This is a genomic window from Pseudomonas sp. HN8-3 (assembly GCF_020790195.1).
Lineage (GTDB): Bacteria > Pseudomonadota > Gammaproteobacteria > Pseudomonadales > Pseudomonadaceae > Aquipseudomonas > Aquipseudomonas synxantha_A.
Genome location: NZ_CP086206.1, coordinates 5,720,437 through 5,744,641, shown reverse-complemented (window position 1 = coordinate 5,744,641; position 24,205 = coordinate 5,720,437). Strand labels below are relative to the sequence as shown.

The window sequence follows — 24,205 nt, the reverse complement described above, 5'->3', positions numbered from 1 at the left end:
TCTGGTAACGCCTCCGCCGAGCGTTACCAAATGTGAGTCCTTATCATTTGCCCTCAATTTGCAAATGAGAGACCGCACCCATGTTGGCACCCAAGCGCCTCCTGACTGCCCTGGCACTTACCCTGATCGGCAGCACCACCGTGCAGGCAGCCGACGAAGTCGTGGTCTACTCCTCGCGCATCGATGAGCTGATCAAGCCGGTATTCGATGCCTACACCCAGAAGACCGGGGTGCAGGTCAAGTTCATCACCGACAAGGAAGCGCCGCTGATGCAGCGCATCAAGGCCGAGGGCGAGAACGCCACCGCCGATCTGCTGCTCACCGTCGACGCCGGCAACCTCTGGCAGGCCGAGCAAATGGGCATCCTGCAACCGTTCACTTCCGCTGTGATCGACAAGAATATCCCGCTGCAATATCGCTCATCGGCCCACGCCTGGACCGGCTTGAGCCTGCGTGCGCGCACTATCGCCTATTCCACCGAGCGGGTGAAACCGGGCGAACTGACCACCTACGAAGCCCTGGCAGACAAGCAATGGGAAGGCCGCCTGTGCCTGCGTACCGCGAAAAAAGTCTACAACCAGTCACTGACCGCCACGTTGATCGAAACCCATGGCGCGGCCAAGACCGAAGAGATCGTCAAGGGCTGGGTCAACAACCTGTCCACCGACGTGTTCTCCGATGACATCGCCGTGCTGGAAGCCATCAATGCCGGACAGTGCGACGTGGGTATCGTCAATACCTACTACTACGGCCGCCTGCACAAGCAGAAGCCGGATCTGGCGGTGAAACTGTTCTGGCCGAACCAGGGCGACCGTGGCGTGCATGTGAACCTGTCGGGCATCGGCCTGACCAGGCACGCGCCGCACCCGCAAGCGGCCAAGGCACTGGTGGAGTGGATGACCACGCCTGAGGCGCAGAAAATCTTTGCCGACGTGAACCAGGAATTTCCGGCCAACCCGGCGGTACCGCCATCGGCGGAAGTGGCGAGCTGGGGCAAGTTCGTGGCCGATACCTTACCGGTAGAAGTGGCGGGCAAGCGCCAGGCTGAAGCCATTCGCCTGATGGATCGCGCTGGCTGGAACTGAATGTGTAAATTGCCACAGATCTAAATGTGGGAGGGGGCTTGCCCCCGATAGCGGGGTATCAGTCTAATCATCATTGACTGGCACTCCGCTATCGGGAGCAAGCCCCCTCCCACATTGTTTTGTGTTTGTCTTCGAATAGTCTGTTCTATAGAGAGCTTTTCCTTGGCCCACCCCGCCCAACGCCGCTGGTACCTGCCGGTCTTCACCGTCGCCGCCCTGGTGCTGCTGCCGCTGAGCGTGCTGCTGCTGTCCTGGCAAAGCATCGACCACCAGATCTGGTCCCACCTCTGGGACACCCAGATGCCGCGCTTGCTGGGCAACACCCTGACCCTGGTACTCGGTGTCGGTATTGGTGTGACGCTGCTGGGCGTCAGCCTGGCCTGGTTGACCAGCCTCTGCGAATTCCCCGGGCGACGTTGGCTCGATTGGGCGCTGATGCTGCCCTTTGCGATCCCGGCTTATGTGCTGGCCTTCGTGTTCGTCGGTCTGCTGGACTTTGCAGGGCCCGTGCAAACCCTGCTGCGCGAATGGTTCGGCAATGGGCTGCGCTTGCCGCGAGTGCGCTCCACCAGCGGCGTGATCATCGTGTTGGTGCTGGTGTTCTATCCCTACGTTTACCTGCTGGCACGTTCTGCGTTTCTGGCCCAGGGCAAGGGTTTGATGGAAGCGGCGCGGGTATTGGGGCAATCGCCATGGCAAGCATTCTGGCGCGTGGCGTTGCCGATGGCGCGACCAGCGATTGGTGCCGGTGTGGCCCTGGCGTTGATGGAGACCCTGGCAGATTTCGGCGCCGTCTCGGTGTTCAATTTCGATACCTTCACCACGGCTATCTACAAAACCTGGTATGGCTTTTTCAGCCTTTCCAGCGCCGCGCAACTGGCCAGCCTGTTGCTGCTGGTTGTGATGTTGGTGCTGTATGGCGAGCGGCGCGCGCGCGGGGCCAGCCGACCGAGCAATGAGCGGCCACGCGGCAAGGCGTTGTACCACCTGCACGGGTTCAAGGCCGTGGCGGCCAGCGCCTGGTGCGGCCTGGTATTTGCCTGTGCGTTTTTGATCCCGATGCTGCAACTGGTGGCCTGGTTCTGGCAGCGCGGGCGCTTCGACCTGGATGAGCGCTATACGGGCCTGATCGTCCACACCCTCTACCTGGGTGGTATTGCCGCGCTGATTACGGTCAGCGTGGCGATGATCCTGGCCTTTGCCAACCGCCTGGCGCCGACCCGGGCGATTCGCTCCGGTATCAGCCTGGCCAATGTCGGTTATGCCTTGCCGGGCTCGGTGCTGGCGGTGTCGATCATGCTGGCGTTCAGCTACCTGGACCGCGAACTGGTGGTGCCACTGTCCGGCTGGCTGGGCGGCGCGGGCAGGCCCTTGCTGTTGGGCAGCCTGTCGGCATTGGTGCTGGCTTACCTGGTACGGTTCCTGGCAGTGGCCTACGGGCCTTTGGAAAACAGCCTGGCGCGCATTCGTCCGTCATTGCCCGAAGCTGCACGCAGCCTTGGGGTGAGCGGTCCACGACTGTTTTGCAAAGTGTATCTGCCGTTGTTGTTGCCCGGCACCCTGAGCGCGGCGCTGCTGGTGTTCGTGGATGTACTCAAGGAAATGCCCGCGACATTGCTGATGCGCCCGTTTGGCTGGGACACGCTGGCGGTACGGATCTTCGAGATGACCAGTGAAGGTGAATGGGCGCGGGCTTCTTTGCCGGCGTTGACCCTGGTGCTGGTCGGGTTGTTGCCGGTCATCGGGCTGATCCGTCGCTCTGCTCGGCAAATCGGTTAGGTGCCAGTCCTACGGCATGAGGCTACAATGCGCGGCATTCGGTGCGCTCCGTCTTTCGGATCGACCTGCTGTATGTGGCTGCGGGCCTTGTAAATCAAGGTGTTCGGCACAAGTGGCAGCTCTGCGCACCTTCGCCAAGCCCGGAAGGAGAAACCCATGGGACAGCGTACGCCTTTGTATGACCTGCATCTCGCCCTCGGCGCGAAAATGGTCGATTTTGGCGGTTGGGATATGCCTTTGCATTACGGCTCGCAGGTTGAAGAACACCATCAGGTGCGGCGCGACTGTGGGGTGTTCGATGTATCTCATATGACCGTAATCGATGTCACCGGCCCTCAGGCCAAGGAATGGCTTCAGCACCTGCTGGCCAATGACGTCGATCGATTGCACGGCTGCGGCCGTGCGCTGTACAGCGCCATGCTCAACGAGCAAGGCGGAGTGGTGGACGATATGATCGTCTACCGAACCGAAACCGGGTACCGGCTGGTGGTCAATGCCGCCACCCGCGATCAGGATATGGCCTGGATGCAGGCGCAACTGGGCGATTACCAGGTGCAGCTGCATGAGCGGTCCGAATTGGCCATGCTTGCCATCCAAGGGCCTCATGCCCGGCATAAGATCGCCGAACTGGTGACTCAGTCCCGTGGCATCCTGATCCACCAGCTCAAGCCGTTCGAAGGCCATGCCGACGGCGACTGGTTTATCGCCCGTACCGGCTACACCGGCGAAGACGGCCTGGAAATTGTCCTGCCCGCCGACCAGGCACCGGGTTTTTTCAACGATCTGGTGGGGGCGGGCATTTCACCTATCGGCCTCGGTGCCCGCGATACCTTGCGCCTGGAGGCCGGCATGAACCTGTACGGCCAGGATATCCATCAGCAGGTATCGCCCCTCGCGGCCAATATGGCCTGGAGCATTGCCTGGGAACCTGCCGGGCGCAATTTTATCGGTCGTGCTGCGCTGGAAGCGGAAAAGGCGGCCGGTGTGCAGTTCAAATTGGTCGGGCTGGTGCTGGAAGAGCGTGGAGTTTTACGCGCTCACCAAGTGGTTCGTATCGCCAATGTTGGCGAAGGAGAGATCACCAGTGGTAGTTTCTCGCCTACGCTAAGCAAATCCATTGCCCTGGCGCGCGTACCGGCGGCGACTGCCGACCGGGCCGAAGTGGAAATCCGCGGCAAGTGGTACCCGGTTCGAGTGGTCAAGCCGACCTTCGTACGCCATGGCAAAACCTTGATCTAACTATTTTCCGGCAGGCCAATGGCCGCTGACATTTCTTCTTGAGGACACAGACTATGAGCAATATCCCTGCCGACCTGCGTTTTGCCGAAAGTCACGAATGGGCCCGTCTGGAAGCTGATGGCACCGTGACTGTCGGCATCTCCGACCATGCACAGGAAGCTTTGGGTGATGTGGTGTTTGTTGAGTTGGCAGAGGTGGGTGCCAATTTTGCAGCGCAAGGCCAGGCGGGTGTGGTTGAGTCGGTGAAAGCCGCTTCGGATATCTACTCGCCGGTTGCTGGCGAAGTGATTGCTGTCAACGAAGAGCTGAGTGGCAGCCCTGAGCTGCTGAACTCTGACCCTTACGGCGCCTGGATCTTCAAGCTCAAGCCAAGCGACAAGGCTGAACTGGACAAACTGCTGGATGCCGCCGGCTACAAAGCCGCCATCGGCGACTAAACGCAATAGCTGCAACAGCACACATCAATGTGGGAGCTGGCTTGCCTGCGATTGGATCACCCGTGTATCACCGATACACCGAGGTGCCTGCATCGCAGGCAAGCCAGCTCCCACAGTTGATTGGGGTGTGCCTGCTGGTTGTGTTCAGTCTTTCTTCAGTACCGCTTTAACCGCCGCTACAGCCCGCTCCACATCCGCCTCTGTCATTGCCGTGAACATCGGCAACGACACGATCAAACGCCCAACACGCTCCGCCACCGGGAACATGCCTTCCTTGAAACCCTGTGCCCGATACAGGCTCAGCAAGTGGATCGGCGGGTAGTGATAGCCAATGCCAACGCCGTGGGCCTGCATCTGCTCCATGAACGTTGCGCGAGCAGGCAAGCCGTCCTGGCGCTCCGGCAACACCAGTTGGAACAGGTGCCAGTTGCTGTTCTCGAAATCCGCCGGCGGCAGTTGCGCGCCATATTTCTCTTCGAAGTCACTGCCAAAGCACTGGAAGTAGTGGCGTGCCAGGTGCTGGCGGTGGGCCGTGATCTTCTCGATATGCGCAAACTGCCCCAGGCCAATGGCGGCGGCGATGTCGGTCATATTGAACTTGCCGCCCAGGACATCCACATCCAGGCCATCGAAACCGGTGCGGGTCACGCCCTGCAGGCGATACTTCTCTGCCAGGCGAGCCTCCTCGGCGTTGTTCAACACCAGGCAGCCACCCTCGGATGAGGTGATGTTCTTGTTCGCCTGAAAGCTGAACGACACGAAGTCACCGGTTGCACCGATGCGTTCCCCGTCCCAGCTGGAGCCCAAGGCTTGCGCGGCGTCTTCGACGATACGCAGGTTGTACTTGTTGGCCAGCGCGTAAAGCATCGGCATGTCCAGGGGCAAGCCCGCCAGGTAGACCGGGATGATCGCTTTGGTACGTGGTGTGATTGCCGCCTCAACCTGGGCCAGGTCAATGTTGCGGGTAATCGGGTCGATATCGGCGAACACTGGAGTAGCGCCGACTTCGAGGATGACGTTGGCGGTGGCCACCCAGGAAATCGGTGTCGTGATGACTTCATCCCCAGGCCCGATACCGGCGATGCGCAAGGCGATCTCCATGGTGCAGGTGCCCGAGTTGAAGGTGCGCACCGGCCTCCCGCCAAAGTATTCCGACAACTGCGCCTCGAACGCCTGCACTTTTGGCCCGCTGGTGATCCAGCCGGAACGCAGGACATCGCCGACTGCCGAAATGGTGGCTTCATCAATGGTCGGTTTGGAAAACGGCAGGAAAGGCTGTTGGCTCATGACGAAGAAGGCATCCGTTCAAGATAGGCGATGAATGTTAAACGTGTCAGTAACGCATGGTTGCACGGCAAGACTGAATATAGCCTGTCGCTTATGAACGATTCGTCATAGGGCAGGCAAAAAAATGCCGCTTGAAAAAGCGGCATTTTTTATCGGTGCGGCTGTTACTCGGTTACAGCATTCTTCGCCAGGATGGCGTTAGCCAGTTCCATGTCCGTGGCCTGAAGGCCAGGGTTGTCGGCGCGGACCTTCTGCATGGCCGCTTCCAGGTACGGGCCGCGGATGCCGCCGTCGCTGGCGACGAAGCTGCCCGCGTCGTCCTGGGCGGCGACTACCAGCTTGTGGTCCTTGAATGTCAGGTAAGTCGAGCCAGTGGTGGCGCCCGACGAGATGACATTACGCCAAAAGCTATCGGCCATGGCTGAGCCGACAGGTAGGGAAAGCACAGCGAGGGTTGCGACAGCATATTTAAGACGCATGATGGGTGACTCCGGTGGGTTATCTGTACGTTTTGATTGTAGTTAAGTCGATCCAGTTCCATCACTGACTAAACAGTTTCAACCTCTAAAATCACCCCATCCTGGCCAACCACGCGTACTTGAGCGCCTGCTGGGGCATCGGCACCGGTGACCATCCACACGCCATCGCCGACTTTAATCTTGCCCCGGCCATCCACAATCGCCTGATGCACCATGAAGGTGCGCCCGATCAATTCGGAGCCGCGCTCGTTCAACCCCGGTTGATCGCTGACCTTGGCGCTGCTGCGTTGGCGCTTCCACCAATACACGGCCGTCAGGATCGACAGCATGGCGAACAGCAGCAGTTGCCACTCCAGCCCGAGTGGCGGGACCAGGAACTTGATCACCCCCACTGCGGCCGCGGCGATACCCATCCACAGCAGGTACCCGCCGGCGCCGAACACCTCAAGAATCAACAGCACGGTGCCCAGCGCCAACCAGTCCCAGAACGACAAATGCAGCAAAAAGTCCCACATGGTGTTGGCCTCAGCCTTTCTGGTTGCCGAAAGTTGCCTTGACGATTTCGCCGATACCGCCCACGGCGCCAATCACCTGGCTGGCTTCCAGCGGCATCAGGATGACCTTGCTGTTGTTGGCCGACGCCAGCTTGCCCAAGGCATCGATGTATTTTTGCGCGACGAAGTAGTTGACCGCCTGCACATTGCCCGACGCGATGGCTTCGGACACCACTTGTGTCGCTCGAGCTTCGGCTTCGGCCTGACGCTCACGTGCTTCGGACTCCAGGAACGCGGCCTGGCGGCTACCTTCGGCTTCAAGGATCTGCGCCTGCTTCTTGCCTTCGGCCGTCAGGATCGCCGACGCACGCAGGCCCTCGGCTTCGAGGATCTGTGCACGCTTGATTCGCTCGGCTTTCATCTGGCCGGACATGGCGGCCATCAGGTCGGCAGGTGGGCTGATGTCCTTGATCTCGATACGGGTGATCTTTATGCCCCACGGCGCAGTGGCTTCGTCCACGGTGCGCAGCAGCTTCTCGTTGATGCCATCACGCTGGCTGAGCATGGCATCAAGCTCCATGGAGCCCAGGACGGTACGGATATTGGTTTGCAGCAGGTTGCGGATTGCGTGTTCGAGGTTGTTGACCTCGTAGGCCGCCTGGGCGGTGTTGACCACCTGGAAGAAGCACACGGCATCGATCTGCACGGTGGCGTTGTCGGCAGTGATGACTTCCTGGGGCGGAATATCCAGCACGCTTTCCATCACGTTGATCTTGCGACCGATGCGGTCCATGACCGGGATGATGATGTTCAGGCCGGGCTTGAGGGTGTTGGTGTAGCGGCCGAAACGTTCGACCGTCCATTGGTAGCCCTGGGGCACCACTTTGAAACCCATGAACAGGATGGCGATGGCCAAGCCCACAAAAAGAAGCAGTACGGTTCCGATCTGCATAGCGATTCCTTATCTGAAGATGTCAGTGAACGACGTTGGGCCGATTGTAGCGGTCTGGTCACCGATAAGGACGGTTTCACGGCCCAACAAATAAAGGATTTGTTTCTGAATCCCCAGGCGTGACCCGTAATATTTCCGTCATCGTGGTCACGCCGGCGTTCACTTTATCGATGCCGGCCATGCGCAAGCTGTTCATGCCCTGCGCGAGCGCCTCACGGCGTAGCGCCTGTATGTCCGTACCGGGAGTCACCAGCGCCTTGAGCGCTGGGTCCAACGGCATGATTTCATACAGCCCGGCTCGGCCTCGATAACCGCTGTCACGGCATTCCATACAACCGACGGCCTCGTAGCAGCCTATGTTCTCCACACCCGTCACACGCTTGCAGTGGGTGCACAAAACCCTCACCAGACGCTGCGCCATGACGCCTATGAGTGTGGCCTTGATCAAATAATGAGCAATGCCAAGCTCCTGCAGTCGGCTGATGGCGCTGGGCGCATCGTTGGTATGCAGGGTCGAGAACACCAGGTGCCCGGTCAGTGCGGCCTGTATGGCCATCTCGGCGGTTTCCCGGTCACGGATTTCACCGATCATGATGATGTCCGGGTCCTGGCGCAGCAGGGCGCGGACGCCGCTGGCAAAGCTGAGGTCGATGTTGTGTTGGACCTGCATCTGATTGAACGCCGGCTCGACCATTTCAATCGGGTCTTCTACCGTGCACAGGTTGACCTCTCGGGTCGCCAGTTGCTTGAGGGTGGTGTAGAGGGTGCTGGTCTTGCCCGAGCCGGTCGGGCCTGTGACCAGGATGATGCCATTGGCTTGCCGAGTCATGGCGTGCCAGCGCTGCTGATCGGCGCTCGACAAGCCCAGCTGGTCGAAGTCCTTGAGCAGCACCTGAGGGTCAAAAATCCGCATCACCAGCTTTTCGCCAAACGCGGTCGGCAGGGTCGAAAGGCGCAATTCCACTTCCGCGCCTGCCGGGTTCCTGGTCTTGACGCGACCATCCTGGGGTTTGCGTTTCTCGGCCACATTCATTCGCCCAAGACTTTTCAAGCGGCTGACCACTGCGGTGGTGACCTGAGGCGGAAATTGATAGACGTCATGCAACAGCCCGTCGATGCGAAAACGCACCCGGCCCTGATCGCGACAGGGTTCGATATGAATATCGCTGGCCCGTTGGGCAAAGGCGTATTGCAACAGCCAGTCGACGATATTGACGATATGCGCGTCATTGGCATCGGGCTCCTTGTCGCTGGCGCCGAGGCTGAGCAGTTCGACGTTGCCGGGTATCGCCATTTTCTGATCGGCGCCGCTGACTGACTTGGCCAAGCGGTAAAACTCGTGGAGGCAGCGCTGGATGTCGCGGGGGTTGGCCACCACGCGCTTGATGGTGCGTTTGAGCACTTGAGCGAGCCCGGCTTCCCAGGCGCTGATGTACGGCTGGGCGCTGGCGATAGTGACGCTTTGGGCATCCACGGCGACCGCAAGAATGCCGTGGCGCTGGGCGAAGGCATGGGACATCAACGGCACCACGCTCGCCACGTCGATCTTCAACGGGTCGATGCGCAGGTAAGGCTGACCTGCATGTTGTGCCAGCCATTGGGTCAGGGTCTCAAGACAAGGGCCTTGGGCTGCGATGCATTCCAGGGGATGTTGAGTGCAAGATGCTGCCTGAATGCTATGGGCCGCCTGTGCGGTAATCAGCCCTTGCTCGATCAATGCCGGCAATAATTGTTGCAGTTCCAAGGGTTGGTCGAGGGAGGCAGCGGTCATGCAGGTTTCCTGGGCGGTTTGGGGTGTAATCCCAGACTAGTCAGCCGCTGGAAATCCTCGTTCCCAGGTGTATTGCAGGTTTTTACCGCGCCGTCGCCGCCAGTGCCTGAGGCCGCTCGGCATCAGCCGGCCACAGCTCCAGGTCGCAGACACTGATCAGGTTTCGAATCTTTTCACCGATGACTTGGGCACGGTGCCAGCTAAGGCCGTCGATCACGATATCGATATTCAGCAGGTCGACGTCCCGGCTCATATTGACGTGGGCTGGCGTCAGGAACTGCAGCGCAAAGTAGTTCAGCACCCGGCACAGCACGTCGGGCTCAGCCTCGGCGACGATCCGATAGTGCGCCTGACAGTGGGCGCTGTTGACGGCCCACGCATCGACGCGGGTGACAGGGTGGGCGGTTTCGACGGCGTGCATACTGACTCTCCAAAATCGACTGGAGGAATTTTCACATTCGCCTAGGGAGATTTCTTATCTAAGATGAGCCTTATTGGCGCATTATCGAATCAATCAATTCAAAAAATACACTTTCATAGGTATTTCTATGCACAGCGAGTTGGACGTCTACGATCGCCGCATTCTGGCCCTGCTGCAAGAGGACGCCTCGCTCTCCAGCGCACAGATCGCCGAGCAGGTCGGCCTGTCGCAGTCTCCGTGCTGGCGACGCATTCAGCGGCTCAAGGAAGAGGGCGTGATCCGGGGCCAGGTCACCCTCTTGGACCGCAAGAAAATCGGGCTCAACACGCAGATTTTCGCCGAGATCAAACTCAACGCTCACGGCCGCTCCAACTTCACTGAGTTCACCGAAGCGATTCGCGGATTTGCGGAGGTGTTGGAGTGTTATGTGCTGATGGGGTCGGTGGATTTTCTGCTGCGCATCGTCACTTCGGACATCGAGGCGTATGAGCGGTTTTTCTTCGAGAAGTTATCGATGGTGCCGGGGATCCAGGAGGTCAACTCCATCGTGGCGTTGTCGGAGATCAAGTCCACTACCAGCCTGCCAGTATTGCGCTGACAGGGCGGGCCTCATCGGGAGCAAGCCCCCTCCCACATTGTGTGGGAGGGGGCTTGCTCCCGATGGCGATTTTACAGGCGCAGGAGGGTCTTCCAGGCCCGGTTCTGATACACCGCAATCGCCTGGTGCATACGCGCATCCAGCGATTCATCGGTGATCGGCTGGTTAGCCAACTGCGCCAGCTTGTTCAGCTCGCCGTACAAACGGTCCAGTTCCGCAATGTCTACCACATGGCGCGCATGGTGCAGCCAGGCCTGGATGCGTTCGATGCGCGGCAGTTGCTCGGCGAGGTCTTCGGGCTGTTGCTGGTAGCGCGGCAGTTGCAGGGCGACGGCGTCGTCGGCCAGCAAGCGCGGCAGCCAGTTGGTGATTTGCGCAGCGCCCTGGCGGTTGCCGCGCACGTTACGCTCAGCGGTCCAGGTGCGAGCCAGCAGCCAGCGCGAGGTATTCAGTGAGAACAGGCCCCAGCGTACATCTTGCAATTCTTCGATGAACTGCTCCGGTGCGGCTTTGCGAATGTCTTCATCGTCGTCACCGGCCTGGACCAGCGGGCGCCAGTCTTCCAGCAGTGCATCCAGGGCGCTGCGCAGTTCGCTGGTGGATTGGCGCGGCGCGGCCTGGCCGAGGCTGCCGATCAGCGCGCGCAACTCGCCCAGGTTCTCGACCCAGTCCTGCAGCAAGCGCCAGTGGCCGTTGAAACGGTATTGCTCGGCCAGGCGCTGGCTGCTGCCCAACAGGTGCCACATGATTGCGGCGAAAGCATCATCCAAAGGCATTTCGGCGTGGATCTGCGGTGCCGGCAGGCTCAATGAGTAGCTGCTCGCGTCATACAGGCGGTAGCCGCGCTCGGCTTTGCTGATGTCACAGGGCATCAGCGCCAGGGTCGCAGCCAGTTCGGCGGCCAGCTCCAGCAGGGCGGCGGGTTCGCCTTCGCGCAATTCCAGTTCCAACTCGCAGATTTCTTCCTTCTGCTTGCCGACCACCACATGGCCCAGGTCCAGGGCGGCTTCGATCACCACCTTGGCCTTGCCACGGCCCCAGGCGATTTCGGCGCGTTCACGCACGAAGTCGGTGGTGAAGATCGGCTTGAGGGTCTTTTTGTCCAACTCGGCCAGTTGCTCGGGCCAGCACTCGCCGTCGAGTTTCTTCACATCGAGCTTGGCTTTGGGCAGGTCCCAGTTGTACTCGTTGCGCTCCGACAAGCCGGCAACGCTTTGGCCACGGGTCTTGAGGGTCTGAATGATGTCGTCACCGTCCTTGCGCAGGCGCAGGGCGACCTTGGCCTGCGCCAGGTCGCGCTCGGGGGTGTCGAAGTACTGATTCATCAACTCACGGCGTTCCCAGCCACTTTTGTTGCGTTTTTTCAGTAGCGGGTGCTCACGTAGCGCGGCGAGTGTTTCGCGGCTGACGCGGAGCTTGATTTCGGTTTCTTTCTGCATGGCCGGAAAATCCAGGATCGGGAGCGCAGCCGGGGAAAAGTGTGGCTGCCAAGGTCGTGCAGTGTACAGGACTGAGCCCGGCAACGTGCCGCAACGGTTTATTGTGTTGGGCAGATGCCTCTATAGTGAGGTTCATCCGGGAAGTTGGGAGACCGCGCATGCCGTTACCGTCCATGAAAGAGCAGTTCGCCGCCTTGATCGCCGCGCCGTCGGTGAGTTGCACCCAAGCGTCTCTCGACCAGACCAACCGCCCGGTGATCGATCTGCTCGCCGCGTGGCTGGGCGACTTGGGTTTCGCTATCGACATCCAGCAAGTCAGCCCTGGCAAGTTCAACCTGCTCGCCAGTTTCGGCAGCGGCCCCGGTGGCTTGGTGTTGGCGGGCCATAGCGATACGGTTCCTTATGATGAGGCGCTGTGGAAGACCGATCCGCTCAAGCTGACGGAAGTCGATGGCCGTTGGGTGGGGCTGGGCAGTTGCGACATGAAGGGATTTTTTGCCCTGGCCATTGAAGCGGTGTTGCCGTTGCTGGACCAGCCGTTCAAGCAGCCGCTGCTGATCCTCGCCACCTGTGACGAGGAAAGCTCCATGTCCGGCGCGCGTGCCCTGGCCGAGGCGGGAAGGCCGCTGGGACGGGCGGCGGTGATTGGCGAGCCAACTGGGCTCAAGCCGATTCGCCTGCATAAAGGCGTGATGATGGAACGTATCGACATCCTCGGCCGCAGCGGCCACTCGTCGGACCCAAGCCTGGGCCACAGCGCCCTCGAAGCCATGCACGATGCCATCGGCGAACTGCGCGGCCTGCGCCTGGCCTGGCAGCGCGAATACCGCAACGCGCAATTCAGCGTGCCGCAGCCGACCATGAATTTCGGCTGTATCCACGGCGGCGACAACCCTAATCGCATCTGCGGCCAGTGCTCCCTGGAGTTCGACCTGCGACCTTTGCCAGGCATGGACCCCGAGGTGCTGCGTGCGGCGATCCGGCAGAAGCTCGAACCCTTGGCCGAGCGTCATAAGGTCAAGATCGACTACGCGCCGCTATTCCCCGAAGTGCCGCCTTTCGAGCAGCCCGAAGACACCGAGTTGGTGCGGGTGGCGGAACGTTTGACCGGTCATCGTGCCGAAGCAGTAGCGTTCGGCACTGAAGCGCCTTATCTTCAGCGCCTTGGTTGTGAAACCCTGGTGCTTGGCCCCGGCGACATCGCCTGCGCCCACCAGCCGGGCGAGTACCTCGAAATGTCACGCTTGACGCCTACAGTGCGTCTATTGCGGGAACTGATCGAACATTACTGCCTGAAACCTGCATAAATTAACCCTTGCCCATTCGTACATAAGGAGAGCGAGCGTGTCGCCAAGCCTGTTCCGACGATAACCATCAGCCCGCTGTGCGTTTTTGCGACTCATCCTTTTTCGGCTGCTTTTTATTACAGGCCCAGGTGTTATGCCCGAATACGTTAATTGGCTTCGTCACGCTTCGCCCTATATCAACGCCCACCGCGACTGCACCTTTGTGGTCATGCTGCCTGGCGACGGTGTGGAACATCCCAACTTCGGCAATATCGTCCACGACCTGGTGCTGCTCCACAGCCTGGGTGTGCGGCTGGTGCTGGTGCACGGTTCGCGTCCGCAGATTGAAACCCGCCTTGAAGCACGCGGCCTGACCCCGGCTTACCACGAAGGCTTGCGCATCACCGATGCGGCGACGCTGGAGTGCGTGATCGACGCTGTCGGCCATCTGCGTATCGCCATCGAAGCGCGCCTGTCCATGGACATGGCCTCGTCGCCCATGCAGGGCTCGCGCCTGCGCGTGGCCAGCGGCAACCTGGTGACGGCGCGCCCGATTGGCGTGCTTGAGGGCGTTGACTATCACCACACCGGCGAAGTCCGCCGGGTCGACCGCAAAGGCATCAACCGCCTGCTGGACGAGCGCTCTATCGTGCTGTTGTCGCCGTTGGGCTACTCGCCTACCGGTGAAATCTTCAACCTGGCCTGCGAAGATGTCGCCACCCGTGCCGCCATCGACCTGGGTGCCGACAAATTGCTGCTGTTCGGTGCCGATCCCGGCCTGATCGATGAGAACGGCCGTCTTGTACGTGAATTGCGCCCGCAGCAAGTGCCTGCGCACCTGCAACGCCTGGGCAGCAACTATCAGGCCGAGCTGCTCGATGCCGCTGCCGAAGCCTGTCGGGGTGGAGTAGGGCGCAGCCATATCGTCAGCTACGCCGAAGACGGCGCCTTGCTCACCGAGCTGTTTACCCGCGACGGCGGCGGTACGCTGGTGGCCCAGGAGCAATTCGAACTGGTGCGCGAAGCGGCGATTGAAGACGTCGGCGGTTTGCTGGACCTGATCAGCCCGCTGGAAGAGCAGGGCATTCTGGTGCGTCGTTCGCGGGAAGTGCTGGAGCGGGAAATCGAACAGTTCAGCGTGGTCGAGCGCGAAGGCATGATCATCGCGTGCGCAGCGCTGTATCAGATTGCGGATTCGGATGCGGGCGAGCTGGCGTGCCTGGCGGTGAACCCGGAGTACCGCCACGGCGCACGCGGCGATGTGTTGCTCGAACGCATCCAGACCCGTGCACGTGCGCAGGGGTTGAAGACCTTGTTCGTGCTCACCACGCGCACGGCCCACTGGTTCCGTGAGCGCGGTTTTGTGCCGAGCAGCGTGGACCGCCTGCCGTCGGCGCGTGCGTCGCTGTACAACTATCAGCGCAACTCCAAGATCTTTGAAAAGGCCCTGTAAAAGAGTACGGCTCTGTGTGGGAGCTGGCTTGCCTGCGATAGCAGCGCCTCGGTTTATCTGAACGACCGAGTTGCTGGCATCGCAGGCAAGCCAGCTCCCACCGAAGACTGTATTTATTGTGTGATGAATTTGTCGGTCACATAGGCCGAATAGTCCGGCAACACCGTCTCCACCTTGCCTTGCTCTTTCAAGAACTTCGCCGTCTCCCCAATCGCCTTCGCCGTGCCGCCCTTGAGCAGCGCTTCGGTCTGTTGTGCCTGCGCATCGGGAAACGTCGTGCCCGCCAGCAACTCTGGAATATCGTCGGCATTGGAGCCTGTCAATTTGGCGATCTTCTGCACCGGTTCCGAATCCACCGTCCAACTGTCTTTATGCGCGGCATAGTCGGCGAATGAATCGAGGGTGACCTTGGCAAACCTGGCCACTACCTCAGGATGTTTTTCGGCGAAATCCTTGCGTGCTACCCACACTTCAAACGTCGGTGCGCCCCATTGGCCCACCTGCGCCGCATCGGTCAGGGTTTTGCCGGTCTTGCGGATTTCGCCCAGGGCCGGTGACCACACGAATGCGCCGTCGATATCGCCGCGCTTCCAGGCGGCGGCGATTTCGGCCGGTTGCAGGTTCACCACTTTGACTTGTTTAGTGTCCAGCCCCCAGTGCTTCAGGGCGCCGAGCAGGCTGTAATGGGAGGTTGAGACGAAGGGTGTGGCGATGGTTTTGCCGATCAGGTCTTCGGGTTTGTCGATGCCACTGCCATTACGCACTACCAGGGCTTCAGAAGCGTTGATCTGTGCCGATACGATAAACGCGACGATGGGTAGATTGCGCGAAGCGGCTGCGGCGAGGGGGCTGGAACCGAGGTTGCCGATTTGTACATCACCCGAGGCAATGGCCGTGACCACCTCCGGGCCACTGTTGAACCGGCGCCAGGCGATTTTCTCACCAATGGTTTTTTCGTAGAGACCGTCGGCCTGGGGGACTTTGCTGGGATCGATGCCGGTCTGGTAGCCGACCGTCAAATCGGCCGCGCTGACACCAAAAGAAAGTAATACCGATACAAAAACTGTAACAAATTGACGGGAGGATATGCGTTTGGCCATGATGGCGTCGCCTTTTTGATCGTGAGTGACGTATGCAACCGTACGGTCACACTAATCGATCTAAAAAAGCACTGGTAAATACCCTTTAGGAATTAGCTTATGGAGCGGTTCGTGTCACTCGACCCACCCGCTTCACGCATCCGCTTATTCCCGAATCGTATGAAAAAGAATGAAACAATTCTTTTTGGGTGTATGAAAAACTCATTACCCTGCAGGGACCAAATCAACTGCGATTAGACGAAGGTAGTAGACACACAAGGTTACGATTGACTTGCTAGTCACTATCTGGCGCTAATCGCGCATCTGTGGATCCAGGGCGTCAGACCCGGGGCCAAAGAAATACAAAAATTAGAAACGAGAGGAGCGGTACATGAAGAAGTCCACCTTGGCTGTGGCTGTAGCTTTGGGCGCAATCGCCCAGCAAGCAGGCGCCGCCGGTTTCATCGAAGACAGCAAGGCCACACTGGGCCTGCGTAACTTCTACATCAACACCGACAACCGTGAAGGTGCTGGTGCGAACAAGAACGAAGAGTGGGGCCAAGGCTTCGATCTGCGTTTCATCTCCGGTTACACCCAAGGCACCGTCGGCTTCGGTCTTGACGCTATCGGCCTGCTGGGTGTTCGCCTGGATTCCGGCGGCGGCACCAACGGCGCGACCGCCAGCTCGTATGGCGGCACCATCTTCCCGAGCAAGTCCAATGGCGAAGCCGTTGATAACTACTCCAGCCTGGGCCTGACCGCCAAAGCGAAGATCTCCCAGACCGAACTGAAGCTGGGTACCTTGCAACCCAAGCTGCCGGTCATCGTCACCAACGATGGTCGTATGCTGCCGCAGACCTTCCAGGGTGGCCAGATCACCTCCAGCGACATCAAGGACCTGACCCTGGTTGCCGGCCAGATCGAAAAAGCCAAGGGCCGTAACTCCAGCAACAACGAAAGCCTGTCCATCTCCGGCGCCAACAGCCGTGGCGTGAACTGGCGTTCGAGCAACAAGTTCTACTACGCCGGTGGTGACTACAAGATCACCAAGGACCTGACCGCCCAGTACTACTACGGCAACCTGGAAGATTTCTACAAGCAACACTTCCTGGGCCTGACCCACAACTGGGCTATCGGCCCTGGCGTGCTGAAGTCTGATCTGCGTTACTTCAACAGCTCCGACGACGGTAACAACGGCAACCAGTCTGCCTACTTCTCCACAGGCAACTACGGTGGCGTCAACTCCGGTCGTGGCAAAGTCGACAACAACCTGTACAGCGGCCTGTTCCTGTACTCGGTTGCCGGCCACACCTTCGGTGGCGGTTACCAGGTCAGCAACGGCAGCAGCGACTTCCCTTGGTTGAACCAGGGTGACGGCTCGTCGGCTTACATCACCACCGACATGCAGATCCAGAAGTTCGCCCGTGCCGGCGAGCGCACTTGGCAAGCTCGCTACTCCTACGACTTCGCCAAGGTGGGCGTACCTGGCCTGACCGCTGGTGTGGTTTACCTGAAGGGTGATCATATCGACACCGTTGCCAGCAACCGTGCCGAGTTCACCGGCCAGTCCGAGTGGGAACGTGACATCACTGTTGCCTACGTCGTACCGGAAGGTCCGCTGAAAAACGTCGGCGTGGCGTGGAAAAACGCTATGTGGCGCAGCGACATCGCCAACGCACGTAACCAGGACGAAAACCGCCTGATCGTCAGCTACTCGATCCCGCTGTTGTAAGACTGTAAAGCCTTGCCCGGCGCAATGCCGGGCAAGGTGTACTGCTTTCAAGTCGGGCTCAACCCCCGCAAGCCCTTCCTGAAACCCTCTTTACTACAGCGACTCAAGGCCTTCTCGAACCTTGAAAACAATGTTGATCTTCGCCTGTGCCCAAGTCCAATGAACACATTTTTAATATTCCTTTATCGTCTAGATAAATCGATATTTATTCTTTTTAAATAAATCCAAATCCATGCACAGTGGGCTCCATAAGCACTCATCAGGAGCCACACCATGAGCCTAAGACTGGGCGACATCGCCCCCGACTTCGAACAGGATTCCAGCGCCGGCAAGATTCGCTTCCACGAATGGCTGGGCGACAGCTGGGGTGTGTTGTTTTCCCACCCGGCAGACTTCACCCCGGTGTGCACCACCGAGCTGGGCTTCACCGCCAAGCTCAAGGACGAATTCGCAAAACGTGGCGTCAAGGCCATCGCCCTGTCGGTAGACCCGGTGGACTCGCATCACAAGTGGATTGAAGACATCAATGAGACCCAGAACACCGTGGTCAACTTCCCGATCCTGGCCGACGCCGACCGCAAGGTCTCGGACCTCTACGACCTGATCCATCCCAACGCCAGTGACACCCTCACCGTGCGCTCTTTGTTCGTGATCGACCCGAACAAGAAGATCCGCCTGACTATCACCTACCCGGCCAGTACCGGGCGCAACTTCCATGAAATCCTGCGGGTGATCGACTCGCTGCAACTGACCGACAACCACAAGGTCGCCACGCCGGCCAACTGGCAGGATGGGGATGAGGTGGTGATCGTGCCGTCGCTCAAGGACGAGGAAGAGATCAAGAAGCGCTTTCCCAAGGGCTATCGCGCGGTGAAGCCGTACCTGCGGCTTACCCCACAACCCAATCGTTAAGGCGGATATCGCCATCGCAGGCAAGCCCGGCTCCCACAGTTGACCGCATTCCCCTGTGGGAGCCGGGCTTGCCCGCGATGGCGGCCTCATGAACAGCAAAGGCATCAAGTTGCAAACCGTCTCACACAGCAGGGGTTTTCAGGCCGTTTCGACGGCCTTTTTTTTCGCCTGGCGATTGGTTAAACGCTTATGTATTTATGGAATAAACAAATGAATAAATAAGATTTATAGATATATAAATCTGCTGATAAGGTCTATCCCATCTTGGCGCCATCGCCGTACAGCGAACCGCCGACACTTGCTCAAGGAATCTCCTGCATGCTGGTCGTAACACTTGGAGGCAGTCCCAGCCAGCGTTCGCGCTCCGGGGTGTTGCTGGATAAAACCCGTCAATGGCTGCAACAGCAGGGCGTAGAGGTGGTGAGTTACCAGATACGCGACTTCCCGGCTGAAGACTTGCTGCATGCCCGCTTCGACAGCCCCAAGGTCATCGACCTGTTGCAACAGGTGGCCAATGCCGACGGCCTGGTGATCGCCACACCGGTGTACAAGGCGTCGTTTTCCGGCGCGCTGAAAACCGTGTTGGACCTTCTGCCCGAACGCGCCCTGGCCCATAAGGTGGTATTACCGATTGCAACCGGCGGCAGCATCGCCCACATGCTGGCGGTGGACTATGCCTTGAAACCGGTGTTGTCGGCCCTGAAAGCCCAGGAATTGCTCCACGGCATTTTCGCCGAAGACAGCCAGATCGCCTATGGCGAAGGCAGCGTCCAGGCGCAACTGGTGCCGGTACTTGAACGACGCTTGCACGAAGCCCTGGAGCAGCTCTACAGCGCCATGGCCCGACGCCCCAAGCCGCTGGACCCCGATGTGTTGAATGAACGCTTGTTGAGTGCTCGCTGGAGCATCTGACCCTTACCCGAAAATCGAGAAACACTCACCTTACTCAGCCGCCAACGGCCAAGCAGGTGCAGCCAAAACCCTAATCGCAACTGTGGAGAGAGCGCCATGCGCACTGTCATCTTGCGTCGTGGTCTGGTCGCACTGTTTGCTGCGGCTGTGTCCTTCGGCGCCATTGTTCAAGCCCAAGCCGCCGAGACCTTGCGGATCGGTTATCAGAAGTACGGCACCCTGGTGCTGCTCAAGGCCAAGGGCACCCTGGAAAAACGCCTGGCCGCCCAAGGTGTGCAGGTGCAGTGGACCGAGTTTCCCGGCGGCCCGCAGTTGCTTGAGGGCCTGAATGTCGGCTCCATCGACTTTGGCGTCACCGGTGAAACGCCACCGGTGTTTGCTCAGGCGGCCGGCGCCGACTTGCTTTACGTCGCCTACGAACCGCCTGCGCCTACCAGTGAAGCGATCCTGGTGCCCAAAGACTCACCGATCAAATCGGTCGCCGAGCTCAAAGGCAAAAAGGTTGTGCTCAACAAAGGCTCCAACGTGCATTACCTGCTGGTGCGAGCCCTGGAAGATGCCGGCCTCAACTACACCGACGTGAAAACCGTATTCCTGCCACCTGCCGATGCCCGTGCCGCCTTCGAGCGCGGCAGTGTGGATGCCTGGGTGATCTGGGACCCGTACCAGGCCGCCGCCGAGAAACAACTGCAAGCCCGTACCCTGCGTGACGGCACCGGCATTGCCGACAACCATCAGTTCTACCTGGCCACCAAACCCTACGCCGAGCAACACCCTGAAGTGATCAGGGCGCTGGTGGAAGAAGTGCGCGCGGTGGGCGAGTGGTCCAAGGCCAACCCGCAGGAAGTCACCGAACAAGTCGCACCGCTGCTGGGCCTGCCCGCCGACATCACCCTGACCTCGGTGAAACGCCAGGGCTACGGTGCGCTGTTCCTGACCCCGGAAGTGGTCGCGGCCCAGCAGAAAATCGCCGACAGCTTCTACCAGCTCAAACTGATCCCCAAGCCCTTGAGCATCAAGGACGTGATCTGGACGCCACCCGCCGCGGTTGCCAAAGCGCCGTAATCCGATTCCTTCAGGAGACAACTCCATGAGCCTCAATATTTTCTGGTTCCTGCCTACCCACGGCGACGGCCATTACCTTGGCACCGCCGAAGGCGCCCGCGCCGTCGATCACGGTTATTTGCAACAAGTGGCCCAGGCCGCTGACCGCCTGGGTTTCGGCGGGGTGTTGATCCCTACCGGTCGCTCCTGCGAAGACTCGTGGCTGGTGGCTGCCTCGCTGATTCCAGTGACCCAGCGTTTGAAATTCCTGGTTGCTCTGCGCCCCGGGATCATTTCCCCGACGGTCGCCGCACGCCAGGCCGCCACCCTGGACCGGTTGTCCGGTGGTCGTGCGTTATTCAACCTGGTGACTGGCGGTGACCCGGAAGAGTTGGCTGGCGATGGCTTGTTCCTCAGCCACGAAGAACGCTATCAGGCATCGGTGGAGTTCACGCGCATCTGGCGCCGCGTGCTCGAAGGCGAAACCGTGGACTACGACGGCGAGCACATCAGCGTCAAAGGCGCCAAGCTGCTCTACCCACCGGTCCAGCAACCGCGCCCGCCGCTGTACTTCGGCGGTTCCTCCGAAGCGGCCCAGGACCTGGCAGCCGAGCAGGTGGAAATGGTCCTGACCTGGGGCGAGCCGCCGGCTGCTGTCGCGGAAAAAATCGCCCAGGTTCGCGCCAAGGCCGAGAAACTCGGGCGTACCCTGCGCTTCGGCATTCGCCTGCATGTGATTGTGCGCGAGACCAACGAAGAGGCCTGGAAAGCCGCCGACAAACTCATCTCCCATCTGGACGACGACACCATTGCCCGCGCCCAGGCGTCGCTGGCGCGTTTCGATTCGGTCGGTCAGCAACGCATGGCCGCTTTGCATGGCGGCAGCCGTGACAACCTGGAAGTCAGCCCCAACCTGTGGGCCGGCGTCGGCCTGGTGCGTGGCGGAGCAGGCACGGCGCTGGTCGGCGATGGCCCGACGGTTGCGGCGCGGGTCAAGGAATACGCGGACCTGGGTATCGACACCTTTATCTTCTCCGGTTATCCACACCTGGAAGAGTCGTATCGGGTCGCCGAACTGTTGTTTCCGCATCTGGATATCGAACGTCCCGAGTTGCCGAAAAGCGCCGGTTACGTCAGCCCGTTTGGCGAGATGGTCGCCAACGACATCCTTCCCAAAGCTGCGTCACAGAGTTGAGGCGCCGTTATGGACTTTGAAAAATTCAGCCATCGCGTGGCGCCCTGGGTGCTGCCGATCTTGTTGCTGGCGGTGTGGCAGTTGTCGGTGTCGGCGGGGTGGTTGTCGACGCGCATTTTGCCGGCGCCCAGTGCGGTGATCGAAGCCGGGGTCAACCTGGTGGTCAGTGGCGAAATCTGGACGCACCTGGCCATCAGCGGCTGGCGTGCCGGCCTGGGCTTTGTGATTGGTGGCAGCATCGGCCTGGCCCTGGGCTTTATCACCGGGTTGTCGAAGTGGGGCGAGCGCCTGCTGGACAGCTCGGTGCAGATGATCCGCAACGTGCCGCACCTGGCGCTGATTCCGCTGGTGATCCTGTGGTTCGGCATTGACGAGACCGCAAAGATTTTCCTGGTGGCCCTGGGCACGTTGTTCCCGATCTACCTGAACACCTATCACGGTATCCGCAACGTCGACCCGGCGCTGGTGGAAATGTCGCGTAGCTATGGCCTGTCGGGGTTCAGCCTGTTCTGGCAAGTCATCCTGCCTGGCGCGCTGCCGTCGATCCTGGTGGGCGTGCGCTTTGCCCTGGGCTTTATGTGGCTGACGCTGATCGTGGCGGAAACCATCTCGGCCAGTTCCGGCATCGGTTACCTGGCGATGAATGCCCGTGAGTTCCTGCAAACCGATGTGGTGGTGCTGGCCATCGTGATGTACGCGATCCTCGGCAAACTCGCCGACCTGGCGGCGCGTGGCCTGGAACGGGTATGGCTGCGTTGGCACCCGGCGTATCAAGTCAAAGGAGGTGCGGCATGACAGCTCAACAACCCCCGCGCCTGCTCAAGGGCATTCCCCTGGCGGTGCGCAAGTTGCGCAAATCCTTCGGCACTCGCGAAGTGCTCAAGGACATCGACCTGCATATTCCGGCCGGTCAATTCGTGGCCGTGGTAGGTCGCAGCGGCTGCGGCAAGAGTACCTTGTTGCGCCTGCTGGCGGGGCTGGACAAGGCCAGTGGCGGCGAGCTGCTGGCCGGCTCCGCGCCGCTGCACGAGGCGATTGAAGACACACGATTGATGTTCCAGGAAGCGCGTTTGCTGCCGTGGAAAAAGATCATCGACAACGTCGGCCTTGGCCTTACGGGCAACTGGCGCCCCAGGGCGCTGGAGGCCCTGGAAGCGGTGGGCCTGGCCGAGCGCGCCAATGAATGGCCGGCGGCCTTGTCCGGTGGCCAGAAGCAGCGTGTGGCGTTGGCCCGTGCGCTGATTCACCAGCCGCGGCTGTTGCTGCTCGACGAGCCGCTGGGGGCGCTGGATGCCCTGACTCGCATCGAGATGCAGCAACTGATCGAGAACCTCTGGCGCAAGCACGGTTTCACTGTATTGCTGGTGACCCACGATGTCAGCGAAGCCGTGGCGATTGCCGACCGGGTGATTCTGATCGAAGACGGCGAAATCGGTCTCGACCTCGCCGTCGACCTGCCACGCCCACGGGCCCGTGGTTCACACCGCCTGGCCGCGTTGGAGGCCGAGGTGCTCAACCGCGTGCTGTCGCTGCCCGGTTCACCGCCGGAACCCGAACCTGTTTCACCGCTGCCGACGCAATTGCGTTGGGCTCAATAACCCACACAGGAAAAACATCATGACTATTAAAGCCATCAACGTGCGTAACCAGTTCAAAGGCACCATCAAGGAAATCGTGGTCGGTGACGTACTGTCGGAAATCGATGTACAGACTGCCTCGGGCATCGTCACTTCGGTGATTACCACTCGCTCGGTGAAAGAGCTAGAGCTGGTGATTGGCAGTGAAGTGATTGCCTTTGTGAAATCGACTGAGGTGTCGATTGCAAAATTGTGATTCGCGTCGCTCTTGAGCTCGCTATCGCAGGCAAGCCAGCTCCCACATTTGAATGTATTCACAGATCAAAAATGTGGGAGCTGGCTTGCCTGCGATGAGGCCCGTTTGGACAAATATGCGGGTAAGTAGAGCCCCACATAGGCATCAAACACCCGCATTCCTTCCTCAGCCATACGCGGCGTAATCAGCCCATGCTGATGCACTGAGCGCGCATACACGCGGTCGCTCAACTCCAGCGCCAGGGCAAATACATCCACATCCTTGGGCAAGCTCGGCACTTCGAAGTGGCGGTTGAACACCTCCAGCATCAAGTCCCCCAACTCCAGGTCATGCTGACGATCGGCCTGGGTGACTTCGGTCAGCCCGTGTTGGGCCAGGATCAACTGGCGTGCAGCGGCGTCCTGGTCATAAACGGTGAGCATGCGTTGTTCAACGATGCAGGACAGGTCGCGCCAATGCCTGAGTGACTCATGCTCGATAGGCGCCTGGATGGCAGCGCGAAAGGCTGCGTGAACGTCAGCCGTCAATGCTTCCAGCAATGCCGGCACGCTGGCGAAAAAGTGATACACCGACGATGGTGGGATTTGCGCACGTTCGGCCACGCTGTAGATCGACAAACCGGCCACGCCTTCGGCGGCCAGCAAGGTGCGGGCGGCTTCAAGGATCGCGTCGATCCGGGCCTGGCTGCGGGCGCGGGGTTTGCGAGGGGCGGCGGGGCGGGTGGTCATGGATGTCTCCTACAAGGCAGCGGGCATTGTATGAGCAGGGAGGTGTGTTG

Annotated in this window: 24 protein-coding genes; 15 read left to right on the top strand and 9 right to left on the bottom strand. The window is 60.1% G+C overall.

Annotated elements, in window-relative coordinates; all coding sequences use genetic code 11:
* The first annotated feature begins 80 nt into the window (after window positions 1-80).
* From LJX92_RS25715 to gcvH, 4 genes are all read left to right on the top strand, one after another.
* Window positions 81-1,085 (top strand): extracellular solute-binding protein, encoded by a 1,005-nt coding sequence (locus LJX92_RS25715; RefSeq protein WP_228309102.1) that lies wholly within the window; start codon window positions 81-83, stop codon window positions 1,083-1,085.
* Between the two features lie 162 nt (window positions 1,086-1,247).
* Entirely contained in the window at window positions 1,248-2,864 is a 1,617-nt protein-coding gene (locus LJX92_RS25710; RefSeq protein WP_228309101.1) for an ABC transporter permease, read from the top strand.
* Window positions 2,865-3,020: 156 nt separating this feature from the next.
* Window positions 3,021-4,103 carry a glycine cleavage system aminomethyltransferase GcvT gene (gcvT, locus tag LJX92_RS25705; protein WP_005792381.1) on the top strand — a complete coding sequence of 361 codons (1,083 nt, stop codon included), beginning with the start codon at window positions 3,021-3,023 and terminating at the stop codon, window positions 4,101-4,103.
* Between the two features lie 53 nt (window positions 4,104-4,156).
* A complete protein-coding gene (gcvH, locus tag LJX92_RS25700) occupies window positions 4,157-4,540 on the top strand; it encodes a glycine cleavage system protein GcvH (protein ID WP_228309100.1) in 384 nt (127 codons plus the stop codon).
* 144 nt (window positions 4,541-4,684) lie between these two features.
* On the opposite strand, the gene LJX92_RS25695 is transcribed toward gcvH, so the two are convergent.
* From LJX92_RS25695 to LJX92_RS25670, 6 genes are all read right to left on the bottom strand, one after another.
* Window positions 4,685-5,827: a DegT/DnrJ/EryC1/StrS family aminotransferase gene (locus LJX92_RS25695; protein WP_032878841.1), complete on the bottom strand. Its 1,143-nt coding sequence runs from the start codon at window positions 5,825-5,827 to the stop codon at window positions 4,685-4,687.
* A gap of 164 nt (window positions 5,828-5,991) precedes the next feature.
* Entirely contained in the window at window positions 5,992-6,306 is a 315-nt protein-coding gene (locus LJX92_RS25690; RefSeq protein ID WP_003176799.1) for a DUF2388 domain-containing protein, read from the bottom strand.
* 68 nt (window positions 6,307-6,374) lie between these two features.
* Window positions 6,375-6,821, bottom strand: coding sequence for an NfeD family protein (locus LJX92_RS25685; RefSeq protein WP_005792377.1), 447 nt, complete (start codon window positions 6,819-6,821; stop codon window positions 6,375-6,377).
* A 10-nt stretch (window positions 6,822-6,831) separates the two neighbouring features.
* A complete protein-coding gene (locus tag LJX92_RS25680) occupies window positions 6,832-7,752 on the bottom strand; it encodes an SPFH domain-containing protein (RefSeq protein WP_003195285.1) in 921 nt (306 codons plus the stop codon).
* A gap of 76 nt (window positions 7,753-7,828) precedes the next feature.
* Window positions 7,829-9,523, bottom strand: a complete 1,695-nt coding sequence (locus tag LJX92_RS25675; protein WP_228309099.1) for a GspE/PulE family protein — start codon at window positions 9,521-9,523, stop codon at window positions 7,829-7,831.
* 82 nt (window positions 9,524-9,605) lie between these two features.
* Window positions 9,606-9,944, bottom strand: a complete 339-nt coding sequence (locus LJX92_RS25670; RefSeq protein ID WP_223017755.1) for a hypothetical protein — start codon at window positions 9,942-9,944, stop codon at window positions 9,606-9,608.
* 127 nt (window positions 9,945-10,071) lie between these two features.
* Here LJX92_RS25670 and LJX92_RS25665 point away from each other — a divergent pair, with 127 nt between their 5' ends.
* Window positions 10,072-10,542: an Lrp/AsnC family transcriptional regulator gene (locus LJX92_RS25665; RefSeq protein ID WP_005792372.1), complete on the top strand. Its 471-nt coding sequence runs from the start codon at window positions 10,072-10,074 to the stop codon at window positions 10,540-10,542.
* Window positions 10,543-10,613: 71 nt separating this feature from the next.
* Here LJX92_RS25665 and LJX92_RS25660 read toward each other — a convergent pair whose 3' ends face one another.
* A complete protein-coding gene (locus tag LJX92_RS25660; RefSeq protein WP_005792371.1) occupies window positions 10,614-11,981 on the bottom strand; it encodes an inorganic triphosphatase in 1,368 nt (455 codons plus the stop codon).
* A gap of 158 nt (window positions 11,982-12,139) precedes the next feature.
* Between LJX92_RS25660 and argE the strand changes: the two genes are divergently transcribed.
* Window positions 12,140-13,288: an acetylornithine deacetylase gene (gene argE, locus LJX92_RS25655; protein ID WP_103734196.1), complete on the top strand. Its 1,149-nt coding sequence runs from the start codon at window positions 12,140-12,142 to the stop codon at window positions 13,286-13,288.
* 133 nt (window positions 13,289-13,421) lie between these two features.
* On the top strand, window positions 13,422-14,720 hold the full coding sequence (gene argA / locus LJX92_RS25650) for an amino-acid N-acetyltransferase (RefSeq protein ID WP_005792368.1): 1,299 nt from the start codon (window positions 13,422-13,424) through the stop codon (window positions 14,718-14,720).
* 113 nt (window positions 14,721-14,833) lie between these two features.
* Here the strand turns inward: argA and tauA are convergent, their stop codons facing one another.
* Complete coding sequence (gene tauA, locus LJX92_RS25645; protein ID WP_228309098.1) at window positions 14,834-15,820, bottom strand: taurine ABC transporter substrate-binding protein; 987 nt, start codon at window positions 15,818-15,820, stop codon at window positions 14,834-14,836.
* 370 nt (window positions 15,821-16,190) lie between these two features.
* Here tauA and LJX92_RS25640 point away from each other — a divergent pair, with 370 nt between their 5' ends.
* The 8 genes from LJX92_RS25640 (at window position 16,191) to LJX92_RS25605 (ending at window position 23,427) form a co-directional block, all read left to right on the top strand.
* A complete protein-coding gene (locus LJX92_RS25640) occupies window positions 16,191-17,531 on the top strand; it encodes an OprD family porin (RefSeq protein WP_032878849.1) in 1,341 nt (446 codons plus the stop codon).
* Between the two features lie 273 nt (window positions 17,532-17,804).
* On the top strand, window positions 17,805-18,443 hold the full coding sequence (locus LJX92_RS25635; RefSeq protein ID WP_003195267.1) for a peroxiredoxin: 639 nt from the start codon (window positions 17,805-17,807) through the stop codon (window positions 18,441-18,443).
* Window positions 18,444-18,761: 318 nt separating this feature from the next.
* The gene (gene ssuE, locus LJX92_RS25630; RefSeq protein WP_078822590.1) at window positions 18,762-19,355 is read left to right on the top strand and encodes an NADPH-dependent FMN reductase; all 594 of its coding nucleotides are present in this window, start codon (window positions 18,762-18,764) and stop codon (window positions 19,353-19,355) included.
* 96 nt (window positions 19,356-19,451) lie between these two features.
* The gene (locus tag LJX92_RS25625; RefSeq protein WP_032878852.1) at window positions 19,452-20,420 is read left to right on the top strand and encodes a sulfonate ABC transporter substrate-binding protein; all 969 of its coding nucleotides are present in this window, start codon (window positions 19,452-19,454) and stop codon (window positions 20,418-20,420) included.
* Between the two features lie 25 nt (window positions 20,421-20,445).
* Complete coding sequence (gene ssuD, locus LJX92_RS25620; protein ID WP_005792361.1) at window positions 20,446-21,594, top strand: FMNH2-dependent alkanesulfonate monooxygenase; 1,149 nt, start codon at window positions 20,446-20,448, stop codon at window positions 21,592-21,594.
* A 9-nt stretch (window positions 21,595-21,603) separates the two neighbouring features.
* The gene (ssuC, locus tag LJX92_RS25615) at window positions 21,604-22,389 is read left to right on the top strand and encodes an aliphatic sulfonate ABC transporter permease SsuC (protein WP_032878854.1); all 786 of its coding nucleotides are present in this window, start codon (window positions 21,604-21,606) and stop codon (window positions 22,387-22,389) included.
* Window positions 22,386-23,192, top strand: a complete 807-nt coding sequence (gene ssuB, locus LJX92_RS25610; RefSeq protein ID WP_005792359.1) for an aliphatic sulfonates ABC transporter ATP-binding protein — start codon at window positions 22,386-22,388, stop codon at window positions 23,190-23,192. Before ssuC ends, ssuB begins: the two co-directional genes overlap by 4 nt.
* A 19-nt stretch (window positions 23,193-23,211) precedes the next feature.
* Window positions 23,212-23,427, top strand: a complete 216-nt coding sequence (locus LJX92_RS25605; protein ID WP_003176783.1) for a TOBE domain-containing protein — start codon at window positions 23,212-23,214, stop codon at window positions 23,425-23,427.
* A 65-nt stretch (window positions 23,428-23,492) separates the two neighbouring features.
* Here LJX92_RS25605 and LJX92_RS25600 read toward each other — a convergent pair whose 3' ends face one another.
* On the bottom strand, window positions 23,493-24,155 hold the full coding sequence (locus LJX92_RS25600) for a TetR/AcrR family transcriptional regulator (RefSeq protein WP_228309097.1): 663 nt from the start codon (window positions 24,153-24,155) through the stop codon (window positions 23,493-23,495).
* Window positions 24,156-24,205: the final 50 nt, after the last annotated feature.